At 63.2% G+C, this 21,990-nt stretch carries 17 protein-coding genes and 1 pseudogene; 13 read left to right on the forward strand and 5 right to left on the reverse strand.

Going from position 1 to position 21,990, the window contains the following annotated elements; translation table 11 throughout:
• Positions 1-30: 30 nt before the first annotated feature.
• The 7 genes from dusB (at position 31) to RSPPHO_RS10515 (ending at position 7,547) form a co-directional block, all read left to right on the forward strand.
• Positions 31-1,023, forward strand: coding sequence for a tRNA dihydrouridine synthase DusB (gene dusB, locus RSPPHO_RS10485; protein WP_081581725.1), 993 nt, complete (start codon positions 31-33; stop codon positions 1,021-1,023).
• Positions 1,011-2,123, forward strand: coding sequence for a two-component system sensor histidine kinase NtrB (locus tag RSPPHO_RS10490; RefSeq protein WP_014415219.1), 1,113 nt, complete (start codon positions 1,011-1,013; stop codon positions 2,121-2,123). The genes dusB and RSPPHO_RS10490 overlap by 13 nt, the downstream gene beginning before the upstream one ends.
• Before the next feature lie 90 nt (positions 2,124-2,213).
• Complete coding sequence (gene ntrC, locus RSPPHO_RS10495) at positions 2,214-3,656, forward strand: nitrogen regulation protein NR(I) (RefSeq protein ID WP_041795067.1); 1,443 nt, start codon at positions 2,214-2,216, stop codon at positions 3,654-3,656.
• A gap of 115 nt (positions 3,657-3,771) precedes the next feature.
• Positions 3,772-4,737 carry an NADPH:quinone oxidoreductase family protein gene (locus tag RSPPHO_RS10500; protein WP_014415221.1) on the forward strand — a complete coding sequence of 322 codons (966 nt, stop codon included), beginning with the start codon at positions 3,772-3,774 and terminating at the stop codon, positions 4,735-4,737.
• Between the two features lie 352 nt (positions 4,738-5,089).
• Complete coding sequence (gene rpsD / locus RSPPHO_RS10505; RefSeq protein WP_014415223.1) at positions 5,090-5,704, forward strand: 30S ribosomal protein S4; 615 nt, start codon at positions 5,090-5,092, stop codon at positions 5,702-5,704.
• Positions 5,705-5,794: 90 nt separating this feature from the next.
• Positions 5,795-7,009: an ArsB/NhaD family transporter gene (locus RSPPHO_RS10510; RefSeq protein ID WP_014415224.1), complete on the forward strand. Its 1,215-nt coding sequence runs from the start codon at positions 5,795-5,797 to the stop codon at positions 7,007-7,009.
• Positions 7,010-7,103: 94 nt separating this feature from the next.
• On the forward strand, positions 7,104-7,547 hold the full coding sequence (locus RSPPHO_RS10515; protein ID WP_041795069.1) for a transposase: 444 nt from the start codon (positions 7,104-7,106) through the stop codon (positions 7,545-7,547).
• Positions 7,548-7,761: 214 nt separating this feature from the next.
• On the opposite strand, the gene RSPPHO_RS10520 is transcribed toward RSPPHO_RS10515, so the two are convergent.
• Together RSPPHO_RS10520 and RSPPHO_RS10525 are read right to left on the reverse strand one after the other, a co-directional pair.
• Positions 7,762-10,527, reverse strand: a complete 2,766-nt coding sequence (locus RSPPHO_RS10520; protein WP_157879187.1) for an nSTAND1 domain-containing NTPase — start codon at positions 10,525-10,527, stop codon at positions 7,762-7,764.
• Between the two features lie 276 nt (positions 10,528-10,803).
• Positions 10,804-12,003 (reverse strand): annotated as a pseudogene (locus RSPPHO_RS10525) (IS256 family transposase).
• A 1,021-nt stretch (positions 12,004-13,024) separates the two neighbouring features.
• Here RSPPHO_RS10525 and RSPPHO_RS10530 point away from each other — a divergent pair.
• From RSPPHO_RS10530 to rlxS, 6 genes are all read left to right on the forward strand, one after another.
• A complete protein-coding gene (locus RSPPHO_RS10530) occupies positions 13,025-13,357 on the forward strand; it encodes a DUF736 domain-containing protein (protein ID WP_014415229.1) in 333 nt (110 codons plus the stop codon).
• A gap of 184 nt (positions 13,358-13,541) precedes the next feature.
• The gene (locus tag RSPPHO_RS10535) at positions 13,542-13,790 is read left to right on the forward strand and encodes a helix-turn-helix transcriptional regulator (RefSeq protein ID WP_002729964.1); all 249 of its coding nucleotides are present in this window, start codon (positions 13,542-13,544) and stop codon (positions 13,788-13,790) included.
• Positions 13,787-14,338: a conjugative transfer signal peptidase TraF gene (gene traF, locus RSPPHO_RS10540; protein ID WP_041795079.1), complete on the forward strand. Its 552-nt coding sequence runs from the start codon at positions 13,787-13,789 to the stop codon at positions 14,336-14,338. Before RSPPHO_RS10535 ends, traF begins: the two co-directional genes overlap by 4 nt.
• On the forward strand, positions 14,335-14,901 hold the full coding sequence (locus RSPPHO_RS10545; RefSeq protein WP_157879188.1) for a lytic transglycosylase domain-containing protein: 567 nt from the start codon (positions 14,335-14,337) through the stop codon (positions 14,899-14,901). Before traF ends, RSPPHO_RS10545 begins: the two co-directional genes overlap by 4 nt.
• Positions 14,902-15,122: 221 nt before the next feature.
• Positions 15,123-15,461: a hypothetical protein gene (locus RSPPHO_RS10550; RefSeq protein ID WP_041795081.1), complete on the forward strand. Its 339-nt coding sequence runs from the start codon at positions 15,123-15,125 to the stop codon at positions 15,459-15,461.
• A 238-nt stretch (positions 15,462-15,699) separates the two neighbouring features.
• Positions 15,700-17,679: a relaxase/mobilization nuclease RlxS gene (gene rlxS, locus RSPPHO_RS10555; protein WP_014415233.1), complete on the forward strand. Its 1,980-nt coding sequence runs from the start codon at positions 15,700-15,702 to the stop codon at positions 17,677-17,679.
• Positions 17,680-17,751: 72 nt separating this feature from the next.
• Here rlxS and RSPPHO_RS19945 read toward each other — a convergent pair whose 3' ends face one another.
• From RSPPHO_RS19945 to RSPPHO_RS10565, 3 genes are read right to left on the reverse strand one after another with little or no spacing between them, the layout of a single operon-like run.
• Complete coding sequence (locus tag RSPPHO_RS19945) at positions 17,752-18,990, reverse strand: ComEC/Rec2 family competence protein (protein WP_157879189.1); 1,239 nt, start codon at positions 18,988-18,990, stop codon at positions 17,752-17,754.
• Positions 18,991-19,005: 15 nt separating this feature from the next.
• Entirely contained in the window at positions 19,006-20,757 is a 1,752-nt protein-coding gene (locus tag RSPPHO_RS10560; protein WP_157879190.1) for an ATP-binding protein, read from the reverse strand.
• Positions 20,757-21,836, reverse strand: coding sequence for an SIR2 family protein (locus RSPPHO_RS10565; protein ID WP_014415235.1), 1,080 nt, complete (start codon positions 21,834-21,836; stop codon positions 20,757-20,759). The genes RSPPHO_RS10560 and RSPPHO_RS10565 overlap by 1 nt, the downstream gene beginning before the upstream one ends.
• Between the last annotated feature and the right edge of the window lie 154 nt (positions 21,837-21,990).

Genomic DNA, 21,990 nt, shown 5'->3' on the forward strand with positions numbered 1-21,990 from the left:
ATCAGGTGTGATTCGAGGATTCGCGTGCGCATGCTCCCCCAGCTCGACGTCCTCTCTTCGTGTTTTCCGGTGATGCTGGCTCCCATGGCCGGTGTGACCGATCGCCCCTTCCGGCGCTTGGCCCGACGGTTTGGCTGTCCCGTGACCTGGACCGAAATGGTGGCCAGCGCCGAGCTGCTGCGCGGTCGGGGCCGGGGCGTGTTCGATGCCCCAGAGGAAGACGGTATCCTCGCGGTGCAACTCGCGGGGCGCGATCCCGAGGTGCTGGCCGACGCGGCCCGTCTGGCCCAGGACCGGGGGGCGGCTTTGATTGATCTCAACATGGGCTGCCCCGTGCGCAAGGTGGTGGGCGGCTTGGGCGGCGCCGCCTTGATGCGTGACGAATCCCTGGCCCAGCGCCTCATGGAGCGGGTGGTGAGCGCGGTCTCGGTGCCGGTCTCGGTCAAAATGCGCCTGGGCTGGGATGACACCACCCGCAATGCGCCCGCCCTGGCCCGTTTGGCCGAGGCGGCCGGGGTGCGTCTGATCACCGTGCATGGCCGCACCCGGGCGCAGCAGTACGAGGGGCGGGCCGATTGGGCGGCAATTGAGGCGGTCAAGGCGGCGGTGCGTGTGCCTGTCATCGCCAACGGCGATATCAAAACGACGGCGGATGCCCAGGAAGCCTTGGCCCGCTCGGGCGCCGATGGCGTGATGATCGGTCGGGCCAGCTTGGGCGCGCCCTGGGTGGCGGGGAACATCGCCCGCGCTCTCGCCCAGCCTGACGCTTCCCCGGCCGAACCGACCCTGGATGAGCGGTGCATGATCATGGAGGAGCATCTGGAGGGCTTGCTTGATGCCCATGGCCCCCATCGAGGGCTGCGGGTTTCGCGCAAGCACATGGTCTGGTATGGCGCCGGTCTGCCCGAGGGGGCGGCCTGGAGCCGGCGGTACATGGCCGCCGACACCCCCGACGAGGCCAGGCGGCTGATCCGCACCCTGGCCTCCTTCGTTTCTTCGGGTCCCGGAAGGTGCTTGCCGTGAAGACCACCCTGTTGCGCCGCCGCCTTGCCTCCCGGCCGGCTCCCTTGGATCCGGCCTTGGTCCTGAACGCCGTTGCCGCCGTCATCATCGTCATTGATGAGACGGACACGGTGGTTCACATCAACGCCGCCGGCGAGCAGATGTTCGAGGCGACCGCTCCCCATTTGCTGGGCAGTGCGCTCGTTGATCTCATTCCCGGCGACAACCCCTTGTTTGGCCTCATCGATAAGGTGCGGCGCAATCACTCGACCTTTTCCGAGTACGGGGTCCCCCTGGACACCCCGCGCACCGGCCCCCGGACCCTGACGGTCCAGGTGTCCCCCCTGGTCGAGCATGAAAACTGGGTGACGATCTCGCTTAACGAACTGTCCATGGCCCTCAAGATTGGCCAGCAGATGAGCCACCGCAACGCGGCGCGCTCGGTCACGGCCATGGCCGCCTTGCTGGCCCATGAGGTCAAAAACCCGCTCTCGGGCATCCGGGGCGCGGCCCAGTTGCTGGAAAGCAGCCTGCCGCCCGAAGACGGTCCCTTGCTGCGCCTGATCTTGGATGAGACCGACCGCATCGTCGCCCTGGTGGACCGCATGGAGGTGTTCTCCGAGGGCCACCCCCTGGACCGCGAGGCTGTCAACATCCACCGGGTGTTGGAACATGTCCGCATGGTGGCGGAGAACGGCTTCGCCCGGCATGTGCGCTTTGTCGAGGCCTATGACCCCTCTTTGCCGGCGGTCCTTGGCAACCGCGATCAGTTGATTCAGGTGTTTTTGAATTTGGTGAAGAACGCGGCCGAGGCGGTGCCGGCGGTGGGCGGCGAGATCGTGCTTTCCACCGCCTATCAGCACGGTTTGCGCCTGAGGGTGCCGGGGGGCGAAGTCACCGATTTGCCCCTGGTGATCAGTGTGCGCGATAACGGGACTGAAGGCATTCCCGATGACTTGCGCAACAATCTGTTCGATCCTTTTGTGACCACCAAGCCCAAAGGAAGCGGGCTTGGCCTGCCCTTGGTCGCGAAGATCGTCAACGATCACGGCGGGATCATCGAGTTTGACAGCCTGCCCGGGCGCACGGTGTTTACCGTGATCTTGCCCATGGCCCGCTAGAAGGCAAAGAGGGAAGGCTGGTCAGCCCCCTCGCTCCTTCTTATCTCCATCCTTTTATTTCCCCCCCCTGCTGTTGGGATGAACAGTAGCATGTCTGTTATCCTCGTTGCCGATGATGATCGCGGGATCCGCACGGTTTTAAGTCAGGCCCTAACCCGCGCGGGCCACGAAGTACGCAGCACGGGGACGGCCTCGACGCTGTGGACGTGGGTCGCGGACGGCCAGGGCGATCTGGTGATTACCGATGTGATCATGCCCGACGAAAACGGGCTCGACCTGATTCCCCGCATCAAGAAAATTCGCCCCGACCTGCGCATCGTGGTCATGAGCGCCCAAAATACCTTGCTGACGGCGGTCAAGGCGACCGAGCGCGGGGCGTTTGAGTATTTGCCCAAGCCCTTTGACCTCAACGAAGTGGTCAACGTGGTGCGCCGGGCCCTATCCTTGCCGCGCGGCCCGCTGCCGGAGGCGCCCGATCCCGAGGAGGGCGAGCGCCTGCCCCTGATTGGCCGCTCGCCGGCCATGCAAGACACCTACCGGACCTTGGCCCGCCTGATGAACACCGACTTGACGGTGATGATCAACGGCGAGTCGGGCACGGGCAAGGAACTGGTGGCCCGGGCCCTGCACGACTACGGCAAGCGCCGCAACGGGCCGTTTGTGGCGGTCAACATGGCGGCCATCCCCCGCGACCTGATTGAAAGCGAGCTGTTCGGGCACGAACGCGGCGCCTTTACCGGAGCCCACACCCGGGTGGCCGGGCGGTTCGAGCAGGCCAACGGCGGCACCTTGTTCCTCGACGAAATCGGCGACATGCCCCTGGAAGCCCAGACCCGGCTGTTGCGGGTGCTCCAGGAAAGCGAATACACGGCGGTGGGCGGCCAACGGGCGATCCGGGTCAATCTGCGTATCGTGGCGGCCACCCATCGGGATCTGCGTCAGTTGGTGCACCAGGGCCTGTTCCGCGAGGACCTGTATTATCGGCTGAACGTGGTGCCCTTGCGGTTGCCGCCCTTGCGCGAGCGGAGCGAGGATATCCCGGAGCTGATCCGCCATTTCTTTACCCAGGCAGCCGAGACCGATGGCCTGCCGCTCAAGTCCTTGGAGCCGGCCGCCCTGGAGCGTTTGAAGCGTCATCGCTGGCCGGGCAACGTCCGCGAGTTGGAGAATCTGGCCCGGCGCTTGGCCGCCTTGTACTCCCAGGAAGTGATTGGCGTCGATGTGATCGAGGCCGAGTTGTCGCAAGCGGCGCCGCTGCCCACGCCCGAAGGGGAGGGGGGGACCGAGAGCCTCTCGGCCATGGTCGATCGCCATTTGCGCCACTACTTCGCGGCCCACGGCGATGCCTTGCCGCCCCCTGGCTTGCATGAGCGCATCAGCCGCGAGGTGGAGCGCCCTATGATTACCTTGTGCTTGGAGGCGACGCGCGGCAACCAGATCCGCGCTGCTCACTTGTTGGGTTTGAATCGCAATACCTTGCGTAAAAAGATTCGGGATCTGGACATCCAGGTGATCCGGGGGGTCAAGGTCTGACGGGGGGAGACCCTGGGGCTGAGGTTCTGGCGAGGAAAGACAAAAAGGGAAGGCTGGGGAGGCCCCAACCTTCCTTTTTACCCTTGCCCCCCCCGATCCAGCGAGGAGGCATCAGATGCGTGCAATGGTCTGCGAAGCCCTGGGGGAAGACCTGCGCCTTCGGGAGGTCGAAAGCCCCCCCCTCGGCCCGAACGACGTCCGCCTGCGCCTGATCGCCGCTGGCGTCAACTTCGCCGACGGCCTGATGCTGGAAGGGCGCTACCAATTCAAGGCCGCGCCCCCGTTCACCCCGGGCCTCGAAGGCGTGGGCGAGGTGGTCGAGGCCGGAACCGACGTTCCCCTGGCCCTTGGTACCCGAGTCCTGGCCGTGCCCGATCGCGGCGCCTGGGCCGAGGACCTGGTCCTGCCCGCCCGCTATGTCGTCCCCCTCCCCCCAACGCTCGACCCCGTCGCCGCGGCCGGCTTCCCCGTCACCTTTGGCACCGCCCATTTCGGGCTGGTGGATCGCGCCCGTTTGGCCCCAGGGGAGGTCGTGCTGGTCCATGGCGCGGCGGGCGGGGCCGGGCTGGCCGCCGTGGCCTGCGCCAAGGCCCTGGGCGCCCGGGTCATCGCCACCGCCAACGGTCCCGACCGCTTGGCCATTGCCGCCGCCGCCGGGGCCGATGCCCTGATCGACGCCGGGGCCTCGGATCTGCGCGAGCAGGTTAAGGCCCTGACCGGCGGCGAAGGGGTCGATGTGGTCTATGACCCGGTGGGCGGCGCCTTGTTCGAAACCTCGCTGCGCTGCACCGCCCCCGATGGCCGCCTCCTGGTGGTGGGCTTTGCCAGCGGCACGGTGCCGGCCCCGCCGGCCAATTTGCTGCTGGTCAAAAATTTATCGGTCATCGGCTATGACTGGGGCGGGTACCGTCGGCGTTTTCCCGATCGCGTCATGGCCTCCTTGACCCAGGCGCTGGACGCGTGGGCCGGGGGGCGCCTTGAGGTTCATGTCGGCGCGACCTTTCCGCTGGGCGACGCCATGGAGGCGCTCGCGGCTCTCAAGGCCCGGACCCACACGGGGAAACTGATCCTGACTGTTTGAGGCGAGGACGCATGAAACTCATCGGACTGTTCGACGCGCCGTTTGTCCGGCGCGTTGCCGTTAGCTTCCCGACCCTGGCCGAGCGCGCCGAGGCGTTGCCGATCTTTCAGGCGGTGCCCTTCCACGGCTAAACAGGGGCTTGGCAGCAAGAGCAAGGCTGGGGGAGGCGCGGCCTCCCCAGACCCCTCGGGTCCTGGGGCCGAGAGATCCTTGTTGACAGCCGGAAAGAACGGGCCATACTCCCGCCCCTTGACTTCCGGGAACGCGGGTCCACGGGACCCCGCCCTGTGGCTGAACGCCGACAGGGACTACCGGGCCAAAAAACAACAATCCCAACGAGGATGACCCAGCCATGGGCAAGCGCCTTAACTCGAAGCATAAGATTGACCGCCGTCTTGGCGTTAACCTGTGGGGCCGCCCCAAGAGCCCGCTGAACCGCCGCGAGTACGGCCCGGGGCAGCATGGCCAGCGCCGCCGCAAGCCCTCCGATTTCGGCACCCAGCTGATGGCCAAGCAGAAGCTCAAGGGCTACTACGGCAACATCAGCGAGAAGGCCTTCCGCAAGTACTACGAGGAAGCCGTGCGTCGTCGTGGCGACACCTCGGAAAACCTCATTGCGATCCTGGAAACCCGCCTGGACGCCGTGGTCTACCGCTTGAAGTTCGTGCCCACCGTGTTCGCCGCCCGTCAGGTGGTGAACCATGGCCACGTTCTGGTCAACGGCCGGCGCGTGACCATTCCGTCCTTCCGCGTGCGCGAAGGGGACGTGATCGAGGTCAAGGAAAAGTCCCGCCAGATGCCCCTGATCATCGAAGCCATCCAGTCGCCCGAGCGTGACGTGGCCAGCTACTTCGAGGTCGATCACTCGGGCATGAAGGGCACCTTCTTGCGTCTGCCCAAGCTGGAAGACGTGCCCTACCCGGTCCAGATGGAACCGAACCTGGTGGTCGAATTCTACTCGCGTTAATCGAGCGCGCCGCCGCCTTCACCGCCGCTTCGCTCCGGGTCTTCCGGGGGGAAGCGGCGGTTTTGTTTTGGGGGGAAGGGGGAGCAAGGCATGAGCGTCTTCGTCGTCGGGGTCTTCATCGTCACCTATCTCGGCATGGCTCTGGGCCGGATCCCGGGCTTGGGCGTGGACCGGGTCGGCATCGCCCTTCTCGCCGCCATCGCCCTTGAGGTCGTGGCGCCCCGGCCGGCCTCGGCCCTGGTCGCCGCCATCGACTTCGAGACCCTGGGCATCCTGTTCGGCCTCATGGTGGTGTCGCTCCAGTTCTCCGGCTCGGGGTTTCATGACTGGTGCGCTTACCGCTTGGCCCATGCCCGCCTGCGGCCGCTCGCCTTGCTGGCCCTCATCGTTGGCGTGACCGGCGGGCTGTCGGCCCTGTTGACCAACGACGTGATCGTGCTCGCCCTGACCCCCATTCTGGCCCAGGGCCTGCGCGAACGCGGCTTGGATCCTCGCCCCTATCTCCTGGCCCTGGCCGGGGCCGCCAATGCCGGCTCGGCCGCCACGGTGATCGGCAACCCGCAGAACATTCTCATCGCCCAAAAAGGCGCCCTGGCCCTCGGCCCTTTCCTGGCAGCCTGCGCCCCTCCGGCCCTGATGGCCCTGGTCGTCGTGTGGGCCGTGGTGGCCGTGGTCTGGCGCCGGTCGCTGCGCCCCAGCGACACCCCGCCGCCGGCCGTGGCCGCGCCCTTGGTGCACCCCTGGGGCCTGACCAAGGGACTGTTGGCCATCGCGGTGATGCTGGCCCTGTTCCTGACCCCGCTGGACCGCGCCACGGCGGCCTTGGTGGCGGCCGGCTTGGTGCTGACCAGCCGCTCTTTGCATACCCGCGAGGTCCTGGGGCACGTGGACTGGCCCTTGCTGGTGCTGTTCACCGGCTTGTTCGTTGTGGTCGATGCCCTGGCCGCGACCGGCTTGCCGGCTCAGGCCCTGGCCTGGGGCGTGGCGCACGGCCTTGATCCTCAAGCGCCGGCTGCCGTGCTGGGCCTGACCGTGCTGGGGTCCAACACCATTGGCAACGTGCCGCTTATCACGTTGTGGCTGGCCGTGGTGCCCGAGCGGACGCCCGAGGTTTTGCACCAGCTTTCAGTTTATGCGACGTTGGCCGGAAACCTTCTGTTGATCGGCAGCCTTGCCAATTTGATTGTGGCTGATCAGGCGGCTCGGGTCGGGGTGCGGCTGGGGTTTTGGGAGCATGCGCGTTGCGGCATTCCCATGACCTTGGGCTCCTTGGTGTTGGCGTGGCTGTGGTTTGCCTTGAGGTAAGGGAAGGGAGGGGCCTGGGGAGGCGAGCCTCCCCGCCTTCTCTCTTTCTTCCAAGAAGGCGGAAGGCGCCAAGGGCGTCGAGATCGCCATCCCGATATTCGGTTACAAGAACCACATCTCGACCGACCGGCGCCACGGCTTCATCCGGCGCTGGGCGGTGTCCTCGGCCGCCGAGCACGACAGCCGCCGCTTCCGCGAGGTGCTCGACAGCGGCAACACTGGTGCCGACGTCTGGGCAGATACCGCCTATCGCTCGCGCAAGAACGAGGAGTTCATGGCGAAACGGGGCCTGCGCTCGAAGGTCCATTTCCGCCGGGCACCGGGCAAGCCACTGTCACAGGCCCAAGCTAAGGCCAACGCCGCCCGCTCCAAGGTGCGCTCGGCCGTCGAGCATGTCTTCGCGTGCCAGAAAGGGCCGATGGCCCTCTTCGTCCGCACCATCGGCATCGCCAGGGCCAAAACCAAGATCGGCATGGCCAATCTCGTCTACAACATGCGCCGCCTAGTCTGGTGGGACGGGAGAACTGCGCCCGCATGACGGCCGAAAGGCCGAAGAGGGGGCCGTAACGGCCCAAATACCACGGAATTCAGACCGAAATAGCCCCCAGTCTCAGCTCGGGCGCCCCGTTTTCCTATCCAAACCGTCCAAAAACTCGGTTCTTCGAGGTGTCCGGTCGGGTTTGGAGGTGGGGAGCGATAACGCAACCTTCGAATTAAGTGCAGTGGCACGGGAACCCGCCGGAACCAGGAACCTAGGCCGCCTTCAGCGTGCGGCTGCGGACGTGAGCCATCTCAACTCCAGCCTTCTTCGCCCAGTCAACAAGGATTTTGGCTACAAGCTTTGCCGTTCCTTCAGTCCAATTAGCCGCGAGCCTCTCGTTCAACGCAGCCCCGAGGTCGTTGTGTGAATAGCGTTGGTCCTTAGGCAACTCTGAGAGCATCGCCACGAACTCGGAGAAGCTGGACAGTTTTGATGCAGCTGCTCGGAACAGCTCAGGCCGCCGCGTCTCCTCCCTCATGAACTCCTCGCCAGCCGCTGTGAGCTTTGCATCCTTTGTTGGGCCGGAGAGGAACGACAAGGCGAATGCCATGTTTATTGCTTTGGCTGTAGTTGAAGATGCCATGCCCTCGAAACTCGGCTTTTGTCTGCTCTTGGCCGCAACGATGAAGCGCGACAGCACCTCCTCGATTGGTGCCACTTGGACGGTGGGAAGTGTGCCAGAAAGGCGACGTCCTGCCGAACGACGAGGCCTTTCGGGCGCTGTCCCGTCGTCCTTAGCGAGCTTTGCAACATTGCGTCTGGCGTCAAAGCTGACCAAGTCAGCGAAATCCATCCATCCGAGAAAGCAGACGACATATGTGTTCCACGTCTTGTCGTTCGCTTGAATATATGGGCACGCTTCCCTCATGACCTCAATCAGACGCACAGTGCCAACCTCGCCCTCGGCGTCAACGATCTCTTTGATAAGGTTGGTCACGCGGTTTTGACTAAGTTTCTGCTTGACGTGCGCAGCCACCGCTATATCGCGTCTAACGGCATCGACCGGGAGGGCGATGCGCGGGGTGATCACTTCGTTAGTGAAGTCAACAAGGCCAAGAAGGCGCATGTCTCGCAATACATTGTAAAATGTTTTTCCTGTAATGTCGCTATCGGCAATGAACTCAGAGGCAGAAATAGGCCCCTGCTTCGCCGCTATGACATTGAGTGCATTGCTAACCGATCCGACCTGCATCCTGAGAACATAGTTCTCCTGAGCTGGCAGCAAGCCTGTATTTAGGTAATCTCTGAATATGTCCCAGTATATGTCGTATTTGTGGCCTACGCGCACAATCAGGCGCTTGTGGATCAGGCTCTGGATTAGTTCGCGAGAGAAAGAATCTTGGAGGTCCTCACTGTCCACGGGGGCCACTCGAGCGATGCGCCGGAGAGCCGCTTCCTGCTCAGGGGCAAGCGACTGGAGATCCGTTCGAAACAACTCCTCGATGTTCAGGAGGCTTGACGCAATGCGCACCTGAGTAACGCCAGCATCTCGCTGCATCTTCACATGGGCGCAAAGTTTCTTCAGAAGCCAAGGATATCCCTGAGAAAACTCTGTCAGAAGGAAGGCAAGGTCTTTCCGCAGAGGCGCTTTAATCTCTCGACTGAGTTCATCTAACGTGAGCTGTATTTCTCGCTCGCCAAACTTTTTCAGCTGCAAACGCTGCGAGAGGTTTGCAATCGTGTCGCGGAGATGGTAGGGGAACGTGGAATGCGCCCCATACATATCCGTCTTCCACGAAAAGCCGAGGATGACGTTAGCTCCTGCGTCAGAGAGGCCAAGCAACAAATCATGGATGGGCTTCAGTGCTGGCGGAGCATAAAATAGGTTTTCAAACTGATCGAAGAATATTATCAGGGATTTTTCGCGGGCCTTCAGTTGTTCTCCAGCTGCTGCGAGGCAGGACTTGACGGTCTCGAACCCGCTGATTGTATGGGTGCCGGAGATAGCACCTTCTGCCACGAGAGAGTGGAGGACGTGATCAGCGGCCTTCAGGACGAACTGAGAACTTGAAGCTGTTCGGGTGTCGATTGCAAAGCAGAGATGCCCTTCTTTCTTTAATGCGTCTACGCACCGAAGCACCAACGAACTTTTTCCCCAACCGGAGTCGGCCTCGAAAAGAATACCCCTGGAAGAGGCCTTGTTTTCCGCGACGCTTTTAACGAAATCGACAACTCGGCCAAGCTCCTCTTCTCTGCCAACAAAAAACTGTGGGGAGGCGGGAAACTGGTACTCAAAATATGACGAACTCCCCCTTACCTCCACGATTTCTTCGGACACACCATGAAGTGCTGGGGCAATCTGGCCCTGCGGGATGTGAGCGGAAAAGCTGGCAAGTTCGTCGCTCAACTCACGGATTTTTGCGTGAAACGCCTGATCCGTAACGACGTTGCCCCTGTTATCATACAGTATGTAATGGCTTGGGGTGGTGCTACCATGCTGTATAAGAAAGAATACAGTAAATGCGCCCTCATTCGAGTAAATCACCCTGTACTCGCCACAAGAGAAATTATCAATGCGCACAGACGTAGACAGCTGCTGCGGGTCGATCATCAATTTGCTCTCTGAGAGCATATTAATGACATCGCCCTCATTCATATATCCTATCTCGTTGCCATCTCCAAAATTATCTTTGTAGAAGGTATAAGCGGATCCATTTAGCTCCGGAACAGCCACAAACAGGCCATTGCAATCACTATTTTTCCTTGAAAAAGCGAAGTACTTCCCAGTAAACGACTGAATTTTTGGTGAATCAAGTGGGGTGCTACAGAACTTGCACTCAGCGTAAAGCGCTCGTTTGGTGAGCTTGTGCTCGCCTTCGATATCGATCTCCATGCCGCCGTGATTGGCATTCCGCTGGAGCACTCGGTAGCCTTGTTGCTCGATGATCGCATCCACAAGGCGCTCGAACAAATGGCCACGCTGATTTGCTCTCGCTGAAGAGGTGTCTCCGCTTCCAAGAACGATCAATCGCCCCATGCCTATCACCGTGAATCAGCCTTGAAGAACGCCTAACGTGATAACTCAGACTTTGGGGCAAGGCCAGTCTAGGCTTCGTTTTAAGCGAAAATTGAGGGGCTGCTATGGGGGGCTGTGTCAGTCCACTTAATTCGCTTTTCGCTCCAAATGGCCGCTTTCGAGCGCCGTGTTCGGGTGGCGGAACGACCACCATGAGGCGCAATCCGGGATCGCGTCCCTGGGATTGGTGTAACAGCGGTGTCGCCGTTTGATCTCCGGCAGGGTTGGCCGGATTGATCAGGCTGCCGCGACGGGCGGCAGGCTGGTGAGAGGATCATCACCCATGGTTGCGATGGTTTCCAGGGTCATGTATCGGGCTCTCGCCCATTCGTCGTTCTGCTCCAGCAGGATGGCGCCGATCAGGCGGGTTATGGCGGCTTCGTTGGGGAAGATGCCGACCACCTCGGTGCGGCGTTTGATCTCGCCGTTAAGGCGCTCGATGGGATTGGTCGAGTGCAGCTTGGCGCGATGAGCCTGCGGGAAGTCCATGTATGCCAGGACGTCCATCTCGGCCCGGTCCATCAGATCAGCCAGTTTGTGCGCCCTGGGGCGCAACTGATCGGCAACCTGGCGCCATTGGGCGTGAGCTGCCGTGGCGGTTTACTGGGCGAAGGCGGTGCCGATGAAGGCGGAGACGACGCGGCGCCCCTGCTTTCCGGCATGGGCCAGCACGTTGCGCATGAAGTGGACGCGGCAGCGCTGCCAGGTGGCGTTCAGCACTTTGGCGATGGCCGCCTTCAGGCCCTCGTGGGCATCGGACACCACCAGCTTGACGCCGCGCAGGCCACGGCGGGCCAGCTTGCGCAGGAAGTCGATCCAGAAAGTTTCGGCTTCCGACGGGCCGACGGCCATGCCCAGCACTTCGCGCCGTCCGGCGGTGTTGGCACCCACCGCGATGGTCACCGCCACGCTGACGATGCGGCCATCCTGGCGCACCTTCACATAGGTGGCGTCGAGCCAGACATAGGGCCAATCGCCCTCGATGGGCCGCTCCAGGAAGGTGGCGACCTTGCCGTCGATCTCGGCGCACAGGCGCGAGACTTGGCTCTTGGAGATGCCGGTTATGCCCATGGCCTTGACTAGGTCATCCACCGCCCGCGTCGAGATGCCCTGGACATAGGCTTCCTGAATGACGGCGGTCAGCGCCTTTTCCGCCATGCGGCGCGGCTCCAGGAAGCACGGCAGGTAGCTGCCCTTGCGCAGCCTGGGGATGCGCAGTTCCACCGTTCCCGCCCGGGTCTCCCAGTCGCGATCACGGTAGCCGTTGCGGTGGGTTAGGCGGTCGGCGGGATTGCGCTCGCCATGCCCGGCGCCGGTCAGCGCGGCCACCTCCAGTTCCATCAGCCGCTCGGCGGCAAAGCCGATCATCTCGCGCAGAAGATCGGCATCGGCGCTCTTTTCCAGCAGGCCACGAAGGCTCATCATCTCGTTGATCATCGTTCTGGTCCTTGGTTCGGTTGACGTCGCAAGCAAACCCTACCGAAGATCGACGATGACCACCCCGGTTTCGGGGCCGCCTGGGAATGATGCCTCCGGGCGCTCCGCCCCCTGCACCATCATCCCAAGGCAAACGCTGCTACACCACTCAACGGGACGTGACCCAATCCGGCTGTAGAAGAAGGGTCTCCATGGGGGAAAATCATGGAGATGCGTCCATATTAATGATGGCGTCCGCGTGGAAAAACCCCCGCGCCGGGCTTTCGTAAACCGAGCCGCCCTGCGGCGTCTCGGCCCTTCGGGCTTCAATCCCTGACGCAATAACAGCCCGCTGGCGGCCAAGCTGGACGGTATTTCCGGCTCCGAACCCGGCCGTGATTTCGATCGCGCATATCGAGTCCAGACCGGTCCGCCATGCCGATTTCCAGGGGATGATGGGGGGGCCTATCGGCGCGGGTTTCGCTCCCAGCGGCCAAGGATTTCCTCCCTCATCTGGCGTTTGTTTCTGATGCCCAGACCGTCCCCACGGTTCGATTCTCGGCGCGCCAACCGCACGGATCAGACGGCTCGCCAGGTTCATGATCATCCTGTCCCTGCGTCTTTGTCCCCGCACTGCCCATGACGACAGGGGGGCTCGGGCGGTCGCTGTGACCCTCGGCCGGAAAGGGGAGACGGGCGGTTGCCCCGGGTCCCGGATGCCGGTTTCCCTCCATCAAGCCTGGGATGAAGGCGGTGGTGACGGGCCATTGTCTCCTCGGCTCCGGTCTGCGCGAGGCCGTCCCTTGCATGTCTCTCCCAGCGCTGGATCCCGCGCCGCCCCCGTCCAAGCGGTCCGCCGGAAGAATTTCCCCGGCCGGCACGCCGGCCTCCTCGCGGCCGCTGCGCTGCAAATTCTCCCGTCTCCCCGGTCCTCCCCTGCGGTCTGGCCGCGCCATGGCGCGGTGGGCGGGGGCGGCTGGCGGGCTCCTGGCGCGAGCCATCGCAAGGACGGTCCTGCGACACACCGGCAAGGAGAACGATCATGGAGATCACGCTGGGCACCTTCACCAAGCTCGACGACGGCAGCTTCACCGGCACCCTCAAGACCCTCAACATCACCGCCGCGCTGACCATCGTTCCGACCGAAAAAGTCTCCGAGCACGCCCCCGACCACCGGGTCTATGCCGGCCAGCGCACCGAGGTCGGCGCCGCCTGGAGCCAGGTCGCCAAGTCCAGCGGCGAGACCACTCTGAACCTCAAGATCGGTGCGCCGGAATTCGGTCCGAACTGGGTCCGGGCCCGGCTGGTCAAGCTCGAACGCCCCACCGACGAGGGCATCACCCACATTGCCCTGTGGGAGCCGCGCGACCGGTAATCCCCCCAAACAGCCCCGCTGCGGATCGCCGTGGCGAGGCTTTTCCTGTGGTGCTGCGGGGGATCGAAAACCAGGGGGGCCGGTTTTCGAGCGTCCCGCCCGCCGTCCCATCACGTCCATCCTTGCCCCGGATCAGGCGACCTGCGCCGTCGCCGCCGGGACCCAGATTCAAGGAGGAAACGCGATGGATGACGAGATTCTTCGAGCCGCCAACGCCCGCAAAGGCAGCCCGTTTCTCAACACCGACCAAGCCGCCCATTACATCGGCCTGTCGCGGCGGACGCTGGAAAAGATGCGCACCACCGGGGACGGACCGCGCTTTCGCAAGCATGGTCGCTATGTCCGTTACCACATCGACGACCTTGACGATTGGTCGCGCGGCCATGGCAAGGCCTCGACCTCCGACGCCGGAATCCGGGGGACACGGCGATGATCGGCCCCCGGCTGTTTCGGATCGGGGGGCGCCGGCGCGGGCGGTCCCGCCCGCAACGCATCCTCGCCCTGGCCCTGGCCGGGCTCGTCTACCTCGGCCTCGCCGAGCTCGGCCGAGCGGCGCCCGGGCTGGTGTGGAACAATACCGCCAGTGCCCCGATCGGCTTGTATCGGCTGATGCCGTCCGCGCCGATTCATCGTGGCGACAGGGTGCTGGCCCGCCTGCCCGATCCGATGCGCCGACTGGCGGCGGAACGAGGCTATCTGCCGGAAACCGTGCCGCTGGTGAAGACGGTCGGCGGGGTCAGTGGCGACCTGATCTGCGCCGAGGGTGACACCATTCTCATCAACGGCCAACCGGTCGTCCTTCGTCTGCGCCAGGATCGCTGGGATCGTCCTATGCCCACCTGGACCGGGTGCCGTCGTCTCGATGCGGACAAGGTTTTCCTGCTGACCGGCGATGTCGCCACATCCTTCGACGGTCGCTATTTCGGGCCGATTCCGCGTTCCAACGTTCTCGGACTCCTGGTGCCGCTATGGACCGAATGACCCTCGCTCTTCTCGTCACCCTGGTGCTGGTGCCGACAGTTTCGACCGCGTCCGATCTGGATCGCTGGAACGCTGACATCGCTGAGGCGTCGCGCCGCTTCGCCATCCCGGAAGGGTGGATTCGCTCGGTGATCCGGGCAGAAAGCGGCGGTCATGCCGAGCGCGCTGGACGTCCGATCACCTCGCCGGCCGGGGCGATCGGGCTGATGCAACTGATGCCCGACACCTATCGCGAGATGCGCGAGGCCCACGGTTTGGGCTCCGATCCGGCCGATCCGCGCGACAACATCCTGGCCGGGACCGCCTATCTGCGGGCGATGCTCGACCGCTTCGGTCCAACCGGGGTGTTCGCCGCCTACAATGCCGGGCCGGGGCGCTACGAGCAGAGTCTGCGCGGTCGACCCTTGCCGGCCGAGACCCGGCATTACCTGACCGGGATGTCCGTGTCCGCCTCGTCCCAGCCCGCGCCATCGATCCGGCTGACGCGGTCATCGGGGACGCTGTGGCCGTCGCCGGGCGATCTGTTCGTGCCGCTCGGTCAGGCGGCCGGGGGCGGGAAGTGACCAGCGGAGCCTCCTGCGGAGGCGGGGCCTCGTCTCGGCCTTTTGATTCTACCAGCCAGGGCGACGCACCGGTCAAGGATGCGCGGTCCCCCCAAAATGCGGGCGCATTTTGGCTCCCCCACGCCCCGCTGCGCGGCGCCTGCGGCGTCCCTGACCGACGCGTCCCCGGCTGCTCCCGGGAGGTGTCCTCGCTCAGGAGGACATCATTTCAGGAGGGTGCCATGTCGCAGACCTTCGTTCATCCGCACGCCGAATTCGATCGTTTTCCGGCGCTGGCCGAGGAATTCGGCGCCGATGTCATCGCGGACATCATCGCCGCGGAAGTCGCCGATTTCGCCTGGGACAGTCGCTTCGCCGAACGCAATCTCGGGGCCTGGGACGGCTTCGAGGACGAGGATTTCGACGCAGATATCGTCCGCATCATCGGCTATTTCCGCAGCCGTTACATCGTCGCGACCTGCCTCGTCGATGCCAACCGGCGCGTCCGGGCGATGCTGACTCAGCGTCATTTCGACAGCTTCGAGGATGCCGAACAGGCGTTCCTGGACGGCGGGGGGTGACCCTCGCCGGGCCGGTATTCGGCCCTTTGTCCGAGTCTCGGCCCGGAGAAGACAGCGTAGGACAGCGCAGATGGGACAGGGGGAACCAGGGTTTGATGGAAAGCAAGATTAAAGGGCTGTCTCGTCGAGACGCCAAGTCATTGTCTGCACATCGTTATTTCGCGAGATAGATCCGGACGGTCACGAGACGGCACCCCGCCAACGCCTTGATTCTTATATAGTCGCAGGAGAGCCGACCATGAATCAGGATGACGACTTCAAGCCGAAGCTCGGCAAGATCCGGGCTGGGGGCGGACCGCGCGGCCGCAAATTTCTGCATCAGGTCCTGGTGGCGGCCAACCGTGCCGGTGGGCAGAGTCCGGGCGCTCGGCCGTCAAAATTCCACGGCGGCCAGATTGGACGCGGTGCCGGCATCGGCCGGATGCTGTCGTCGCGCGATCGCCATGCCGCTTTTCGCAGCCGCCGCGTCGTCGTCAAATCCCGCATCGTCAAACTGGCGGGGAAGGGCGTCGCCGGGGCGAAGGCCCATCTGCGCTATATCCAGCGGGACTGCGTGACCCGCGATGGCTCCCCGGGGCAGCTCTATAGCGCCGAGCAGGACCGGGTTGACGGCAAGCCCTTCCTCGACCGCGCCGAGGGCGACCGCCACCAGTTCCGTTTCATTGTCGCTCCCGAGGACGGCGACCAGTACGACGATCTGAAGCCGCTGACCCGTCGGTTGATGGCGCAGATGGAGCAGGATCTCGGTACCCGGCTCGATTGGGTCGCGGTCGACCATTACAACACCGGCCATCCGCACAGCCATATCATCGTCCGGGGGCGCGACGACCGGGACCAGGATCTGGTGATCGCCCGGGAGTATATCACCACCGGCCTGCGCGAGCGGGCCACCGACCTGGTGACCCTCGACCTTGGTCCCCGTACCGATCTGGAGATCGAGAACCGGCTGCGGCACGACATCGAGCAGGAGCGCCTGACCTCCATCGATCACCGACTGCTGCGCGATGTCGATCCCGACCGGCTGGTCTGGTCCACAGACAAGGATGTCTTCCAGCAGAGTCTGCGCGCCGGTCGTCTGCAAAAGTTGAAGCGGCTCGGTCTGGCCGACGAGGTCGCGCCGGGGCGATGGCGGCTGGCCGATGATATCGAGAACACCCTGCGCCGGATGGGCGAGCGTGGCGATATTCTCAAGACGATGAGCCGCGAGATGACGGCCAAGGGGCTGGTTCGCTCCGGTGCCGATCTCGTCCTGCACGATCCGGCGGCACCACCGACGCGACCGATTGTCGGCCGCCTCGTCGCGCGCGGTCTGTCCGACGAGATCAAGGACCGCCATTACCTGATCGTCGATGCGGTCGATGGTCGCACCCATTACGTCGAAATCGGCAAGGGCGATGCCATCGCTCCCATTCCCGACGGTGCAATCCTGCGGCTCGATCCCAGATCGGTCGAGCCCCGTGCCGTCGATCACACCATCGCCGAGATCGCGGCGGCGCATGGTGGGCGGTACGGCGTCGATATCCATCTGCGTCATGACCCAACCGCCAGCGAGGCGTTTGTCGAGACCCATGTCCGGCGGCTGGAGGCGATGCGGCGGTTGACCGGGGCTGTCGAACGCGAGGCCGACGGCGCCTGGATCATCGCTCCCGATCATCTCGAGCGCGCAACAGCATTCGAGCGAAGACAAGCCCAGGATGCTCCGGTGGTGGTGCGAACCCTATCGGCGCTGCCGTTGGACCGTCAGATTGCCGCCGATGGGGCAACTTGGCTCGACCGCGAACTGGTCGCCGCGACTCCCGAGCCGTTGCGCGATGCCGGCTTCGGCCGCGACGTTCGCGCCGCCCTGGTCCAGCGGCGGCAATGGTTGATCGAGCAGGGACTGGCCCGCCAGGAGCCGAACCGTGTCCTGTTCCGCGCCGACCTGCTCGACGTGCTGCGCCGGCGCGAATTGCTCCGCGTCGCCGGCCAGCTTTCCGACGAACTCGGCCTCGCCTTCGTCGAGACCAAGCCCGGCCAGCCAGTCGAGGGCGTCTATCGTCGCGCCGTCGATCTCGTTGGCGGCAAGGCGGCGCTGATTGAGAACAGCCGCGAGTTCACCCTAGTGCCGTGGCGCCCGGTGCTCGACCACCATATCGGCAAGCAGGTCTCCGGCATCCTGCGCGGCGACGACATTTCCTGGACCATCGGCCGCCAGCGCGGCGGGCCAAGCGTGTCGTAATGGCAAATTTTGAAAAGCCGACCTCGACTGGGTCTGGGAAGGACGGCAGTTCTGCAGCCATCAAGCGGCACGTCAAACCTGCTCGATGGACAGTTGGCACATACTCCCACCGCAGGGGACTTGGCGCGGTGCGCCGAGCGATTGACCCGGGAATTCCAGCCTTATGTGTGCGGGTCTGCCGGAACGACGATTATCGGTTCGGAGCATTCGGTTCCATCCTGCATTTGCGTGGAGTTCCATTGCCCTCCAACGCGGATGATCATAACGGTTAGGATCGCCGCAGGAATAAGCGACCCGGCTTTCCGCATGTCCGGTTGTCGTCGGTACATGGGCACTGTGCATGTTCGCACCATGATGGGGCGCCACCACGGAAAGAACCGCCCCCGCACCAGGCCTACCGCTTGGAAATGCGGTATAGCGGGCATCACCGGGCAACAGGATCGTATGGCTACCGTCAGAAACGATCAATGCCAGTCCTGTATGGTTCCGGTTCTTGCCCCTGGATGTGCAWTTTTCAATCCGAATGCTCCCAACGCCGAGGGCGGTCGCGGTGCTCGGCCAAAACAGAAGGTTCGCGCCGACCCTAGATGCGCAGGCCGCGTGGATCACACCAAATTCCTGCCGGGGCGCTATCCAATAGTGGTCGAACGCTCTTGGGTCACGATAAGCGGAAGACCAGTGGTCCCAGTCCCAGTGGGAAAGGACGATGGCTGGGCGGTCCGTAAAGCAAAATCTTTGGAGAACGGCCGGAAACGTCGATGCGTGATCAAGTACGCCGCCGCCAAAATCAAAATAAATATGAGGAATGTCCTCCATCAATACAGAGTTGCAATTGCCTTGACCCACGTCGTACACGGCAACTGCACCCGCTTTAATTGAAATAAGACTCTCGATCAAAGAAGGATCACCGTCCGGGATGCCGCTGGTATCGACCACCCTGTCGAGTTCGTCGGCCGTGGGTCCGTAAACCCGCTGGACGGTCTCAAGGTAACGCACGCCCCCATCGCCGAACAGATTGTCGTAGTGTTTGACCATTCTCGTTGTTGGGCTCGGCGTGTCCCCCAGTTCCAAGGCCAGCCAGCGCGCATTCTCGCGCATCGCATTCCATTCCTGCGGCGAGAGGCGAGCCTCGACAATGGATAGAGCCCATTCTTCAACGCCGCCAAATTGGGAACGTCGCTCACGATCAAGCCATCGGCCGTCAGCAGCCTCAAGCCACACACGTCCGTCCTCGTACTGCACGGTATCAGCCCGGACATAAACCTTGCGGGGCCGCTCGCCCCTTTCGCCGTCCTTCGGATTGAAAAACATCTCCACCCCCTTTATTTATTCTTCAGCCTTCCCGAAACTCTGTCGCCGCCACGCCTCGACAGCGTCATCCAGGCCGCCGACAGGCATGTCCTCCGACCAGCGCTTCCAGAAATCGATGGTACGGCTGTCGGGCTTGCTGCCAGGCTCGGCAATACGAATCCGACTTGGCAGCAGACTGGCGTCGCCGACCACCACGGCCTCACCGGTATCCAGGACCGGCAGCATATCGGTGAAGCCCGTCAGGGTGTCGGGTAGTAGGGCCTTGACCCGTGCCTGATCCTCGGGATTGGTCAGGCGCATGGCGATGACATTGTTGCACTGGCTGATGACGGTGCGGCTGACCTCGGCCGGACGCTGGCTGATCACCGCCAAGCCGATGCCGTATTTGCGGCCTTCCTTGGCGATGCGCTCGAACAGGCGCACCGCCACGCGGCCCTCGGAGTCCTCGTTCGCTTGGTCGGGGATGTAGTTGTGGGCCTCGTCGCAGAACAGGGCGACCGGGTGGCGGCGCGCCGATGGCGTCCATTGCTGCACGGAGAAGGCCAGCCCGGCGACCATGCTGACGATCAGCGGCAGTATGTCGGACGGGACCTCGGAGAAGTCGATGATCTTCACCCCGCCCTTGCCGTCATCCTGATCCTTGCGCCCGGCCAGCAGGCGAGTGACAAGGGTGTCGAGATAGGCGAGTTTCTTGGTCTCGTCACCGCCCCGGAACAGGAAGCCCAGGCGGCGGTCCTCCACCTTCGCCTCCAACCGGGCAATCATGCGGCTAAGTTTGGCGTGGAAGTCACCTTGCTTTTCCTTGCCAGCCGCGCCGGGCACCATCTCCTTGTTCAAATTATCCAGCTTGGTCAGCACATCACCAATGGCGAACGGAATGGGGCTGTCTACGGTGAAAGCGGCCAAAAGATCGGCTCTCCCAGCCGCGTTCAGGAACCCTTCTTTGGCATCTCGAACGCAACGTCCCAGCAGCATCGCCTGATTCGGCGCGTTCTGATCGCTACGGTCCACGAGCAGCGACCTCAGCGCGTCGTACCCCAGCAGCCAATAGGGCAGGAACAGGACGTCGTCACCGGGGGCATCCAGGTCGCCGGGGCCGGCGATCCGCAGATGGCGGAAGCCATCGCCTTTCAGGGGGCTGTATTCGCCGTGGATGTCGAAGACGATGCCGTTGGCGTTGGGGAGTTCGGCGACCTGTTCCAGCAGGCGGGCGGTGGTCCAGGACTTGCCAGAGCCGGTGCTGCCCACGATGGCGGCGTGGCGCTGGAACAGGCGGTCGCCGTTGAGGAAGGCATCGGCCGAGGTGTCGAGGGCATAACGGCCAAGCAGCAGTGGATGGCCATCCTTCTCGCTGACCTCGGACACCGCCCGCATGAAGGTGGACAGGCGATCCCCTTCAAGCGAAAAGCACAGCGCATCGATCTCGGGCACGGTTTCGATGGCGCGCCGGAATCGCGGTGGACGCTCTCCGCCCATATTGTGAAGGGTTCCGATCAGGCCGACCTCGACCGCATCGACGGAGACGACCTCGGGGACCGCCTCCGTTCCGTCTTCCGTCTCCGTCGTCTGAATCTTGCGGGTGATGCGGGTGATGATGCCGATCAGACTGCGGCCGGGGCGCCCTTGCAGCAGGACCGGACGATGCACATGCAGCCGGCGCAGGGTCTCGTTATCGAAGACCTGGACGACCACCGACCCGGTATCGACGGTCAGGACACTGCCAAAAGCATCGCCGTCGCGCAGATGGAACAGGCTCACCGTCGACATCACAGATACTCGTTGGCAAAGCCGTCGAATGACCAAGCGTCGATCCCCTCGATCTCCACGCCATCACGGTGCTCGTCGGTGTAGACCACGGTGGTGCCCGGCTGCCCCTCCGTCAGAACGCAATATCGTAAAGACTTCGACGCCTGCTCCAGCGCCTGCTTGGCCTTGTCGGTCAAGGATTTCGTGACCATCACGAACGGCTTTGGCCGATCACGCATCGCCCGCGTCAGGTTGACCTGCACATGATCATCGTTGAAGCCGAAGCCAATGGTGAGAAACGCCTCGGCTCCCTTTATCACCCGATCGGCTTCCGCCAGCAGCGACCGGTAGGGCTCGAAATGGGTCTGAGCGTATTTGGAGCTGGCTGGGGGAACGATGACAGGCCGCATACCCGTGGGCTGCTTGAGATCATCCTCCGCGGGAGCATGAACCGGCAGGCCGACCGGGTCCCGATCCCCCTCTTCCCGGAACCAGTCCAGCGATCCATGGACCTTCAGCAGATCGACAGTCCTATTCTCTTGCCGGACATCCCCTCGCAGATATCGGGGGGCATGGACTGGACCCTGCCAAGTACGGAGGTAGCTACCTACAAAGCCGCTCCTATGGCAGAAACCGCCTTGATCGGCGCCATATTCTGCTAGGCGGTCGTAATTGGTGGTTATGACGGTAATGTTGCGCGCGGATCCGCCGAAAAGATAGTCGAAGAGCTTGGTGTGAGGAAGGGGATGACTTGCCCGCACTTGTTCGAAGGCCAGAACGTCGTGCCAAGCGACCTTCTTCCAAACAGAATCTACAATGGCTGTATAGAGAGGAGAGGCATCATTCAATTGCGCCTTGTTCAGCGCCGCTTCGAGACCTTCACCCGCTTGCCAAGCGTCGAATAGAATTCCCCACTTTTCCGTGTCCAGGCCGAGCTTGCCAACATCATCGACGATGCGTTCAGCCAACTGCCCCATGGTCGGCAACCCCAATCCAACGGAAGCACCACTGCCCAGGATCACGACGGGATTGGCGGCAAGGCATTCGCGAACTTGCTGCTCGGCGTCGTCGCGCACTTTGTTCTGGATATCATCTGACATAGATCCGCCACCTTTGTGAATATATCGTCAGGATAACACACCAGTAGAAACAGGAAACTAAGTGTTGTGCCATTAGTCACCACACGCGATCGATTACGTTAAGTCAGGGTAAAGATGTCAAGAATGGAGCCGCACGAAATAACGAGAAAGTCGC

The sequence above is a fragment of the Pararhodospirillum photometricum DSM 122 genome, from assembly GCF_000284415.1.
In the GTDB taxonomy this organism is placed as follows: Bacteria; Pseudomonadota; Alphaproteobacteria; order Rhodospirillales; family Rhodospirillaceae; genus Pararhodospirillum; species Pararhodospirillum photometricum.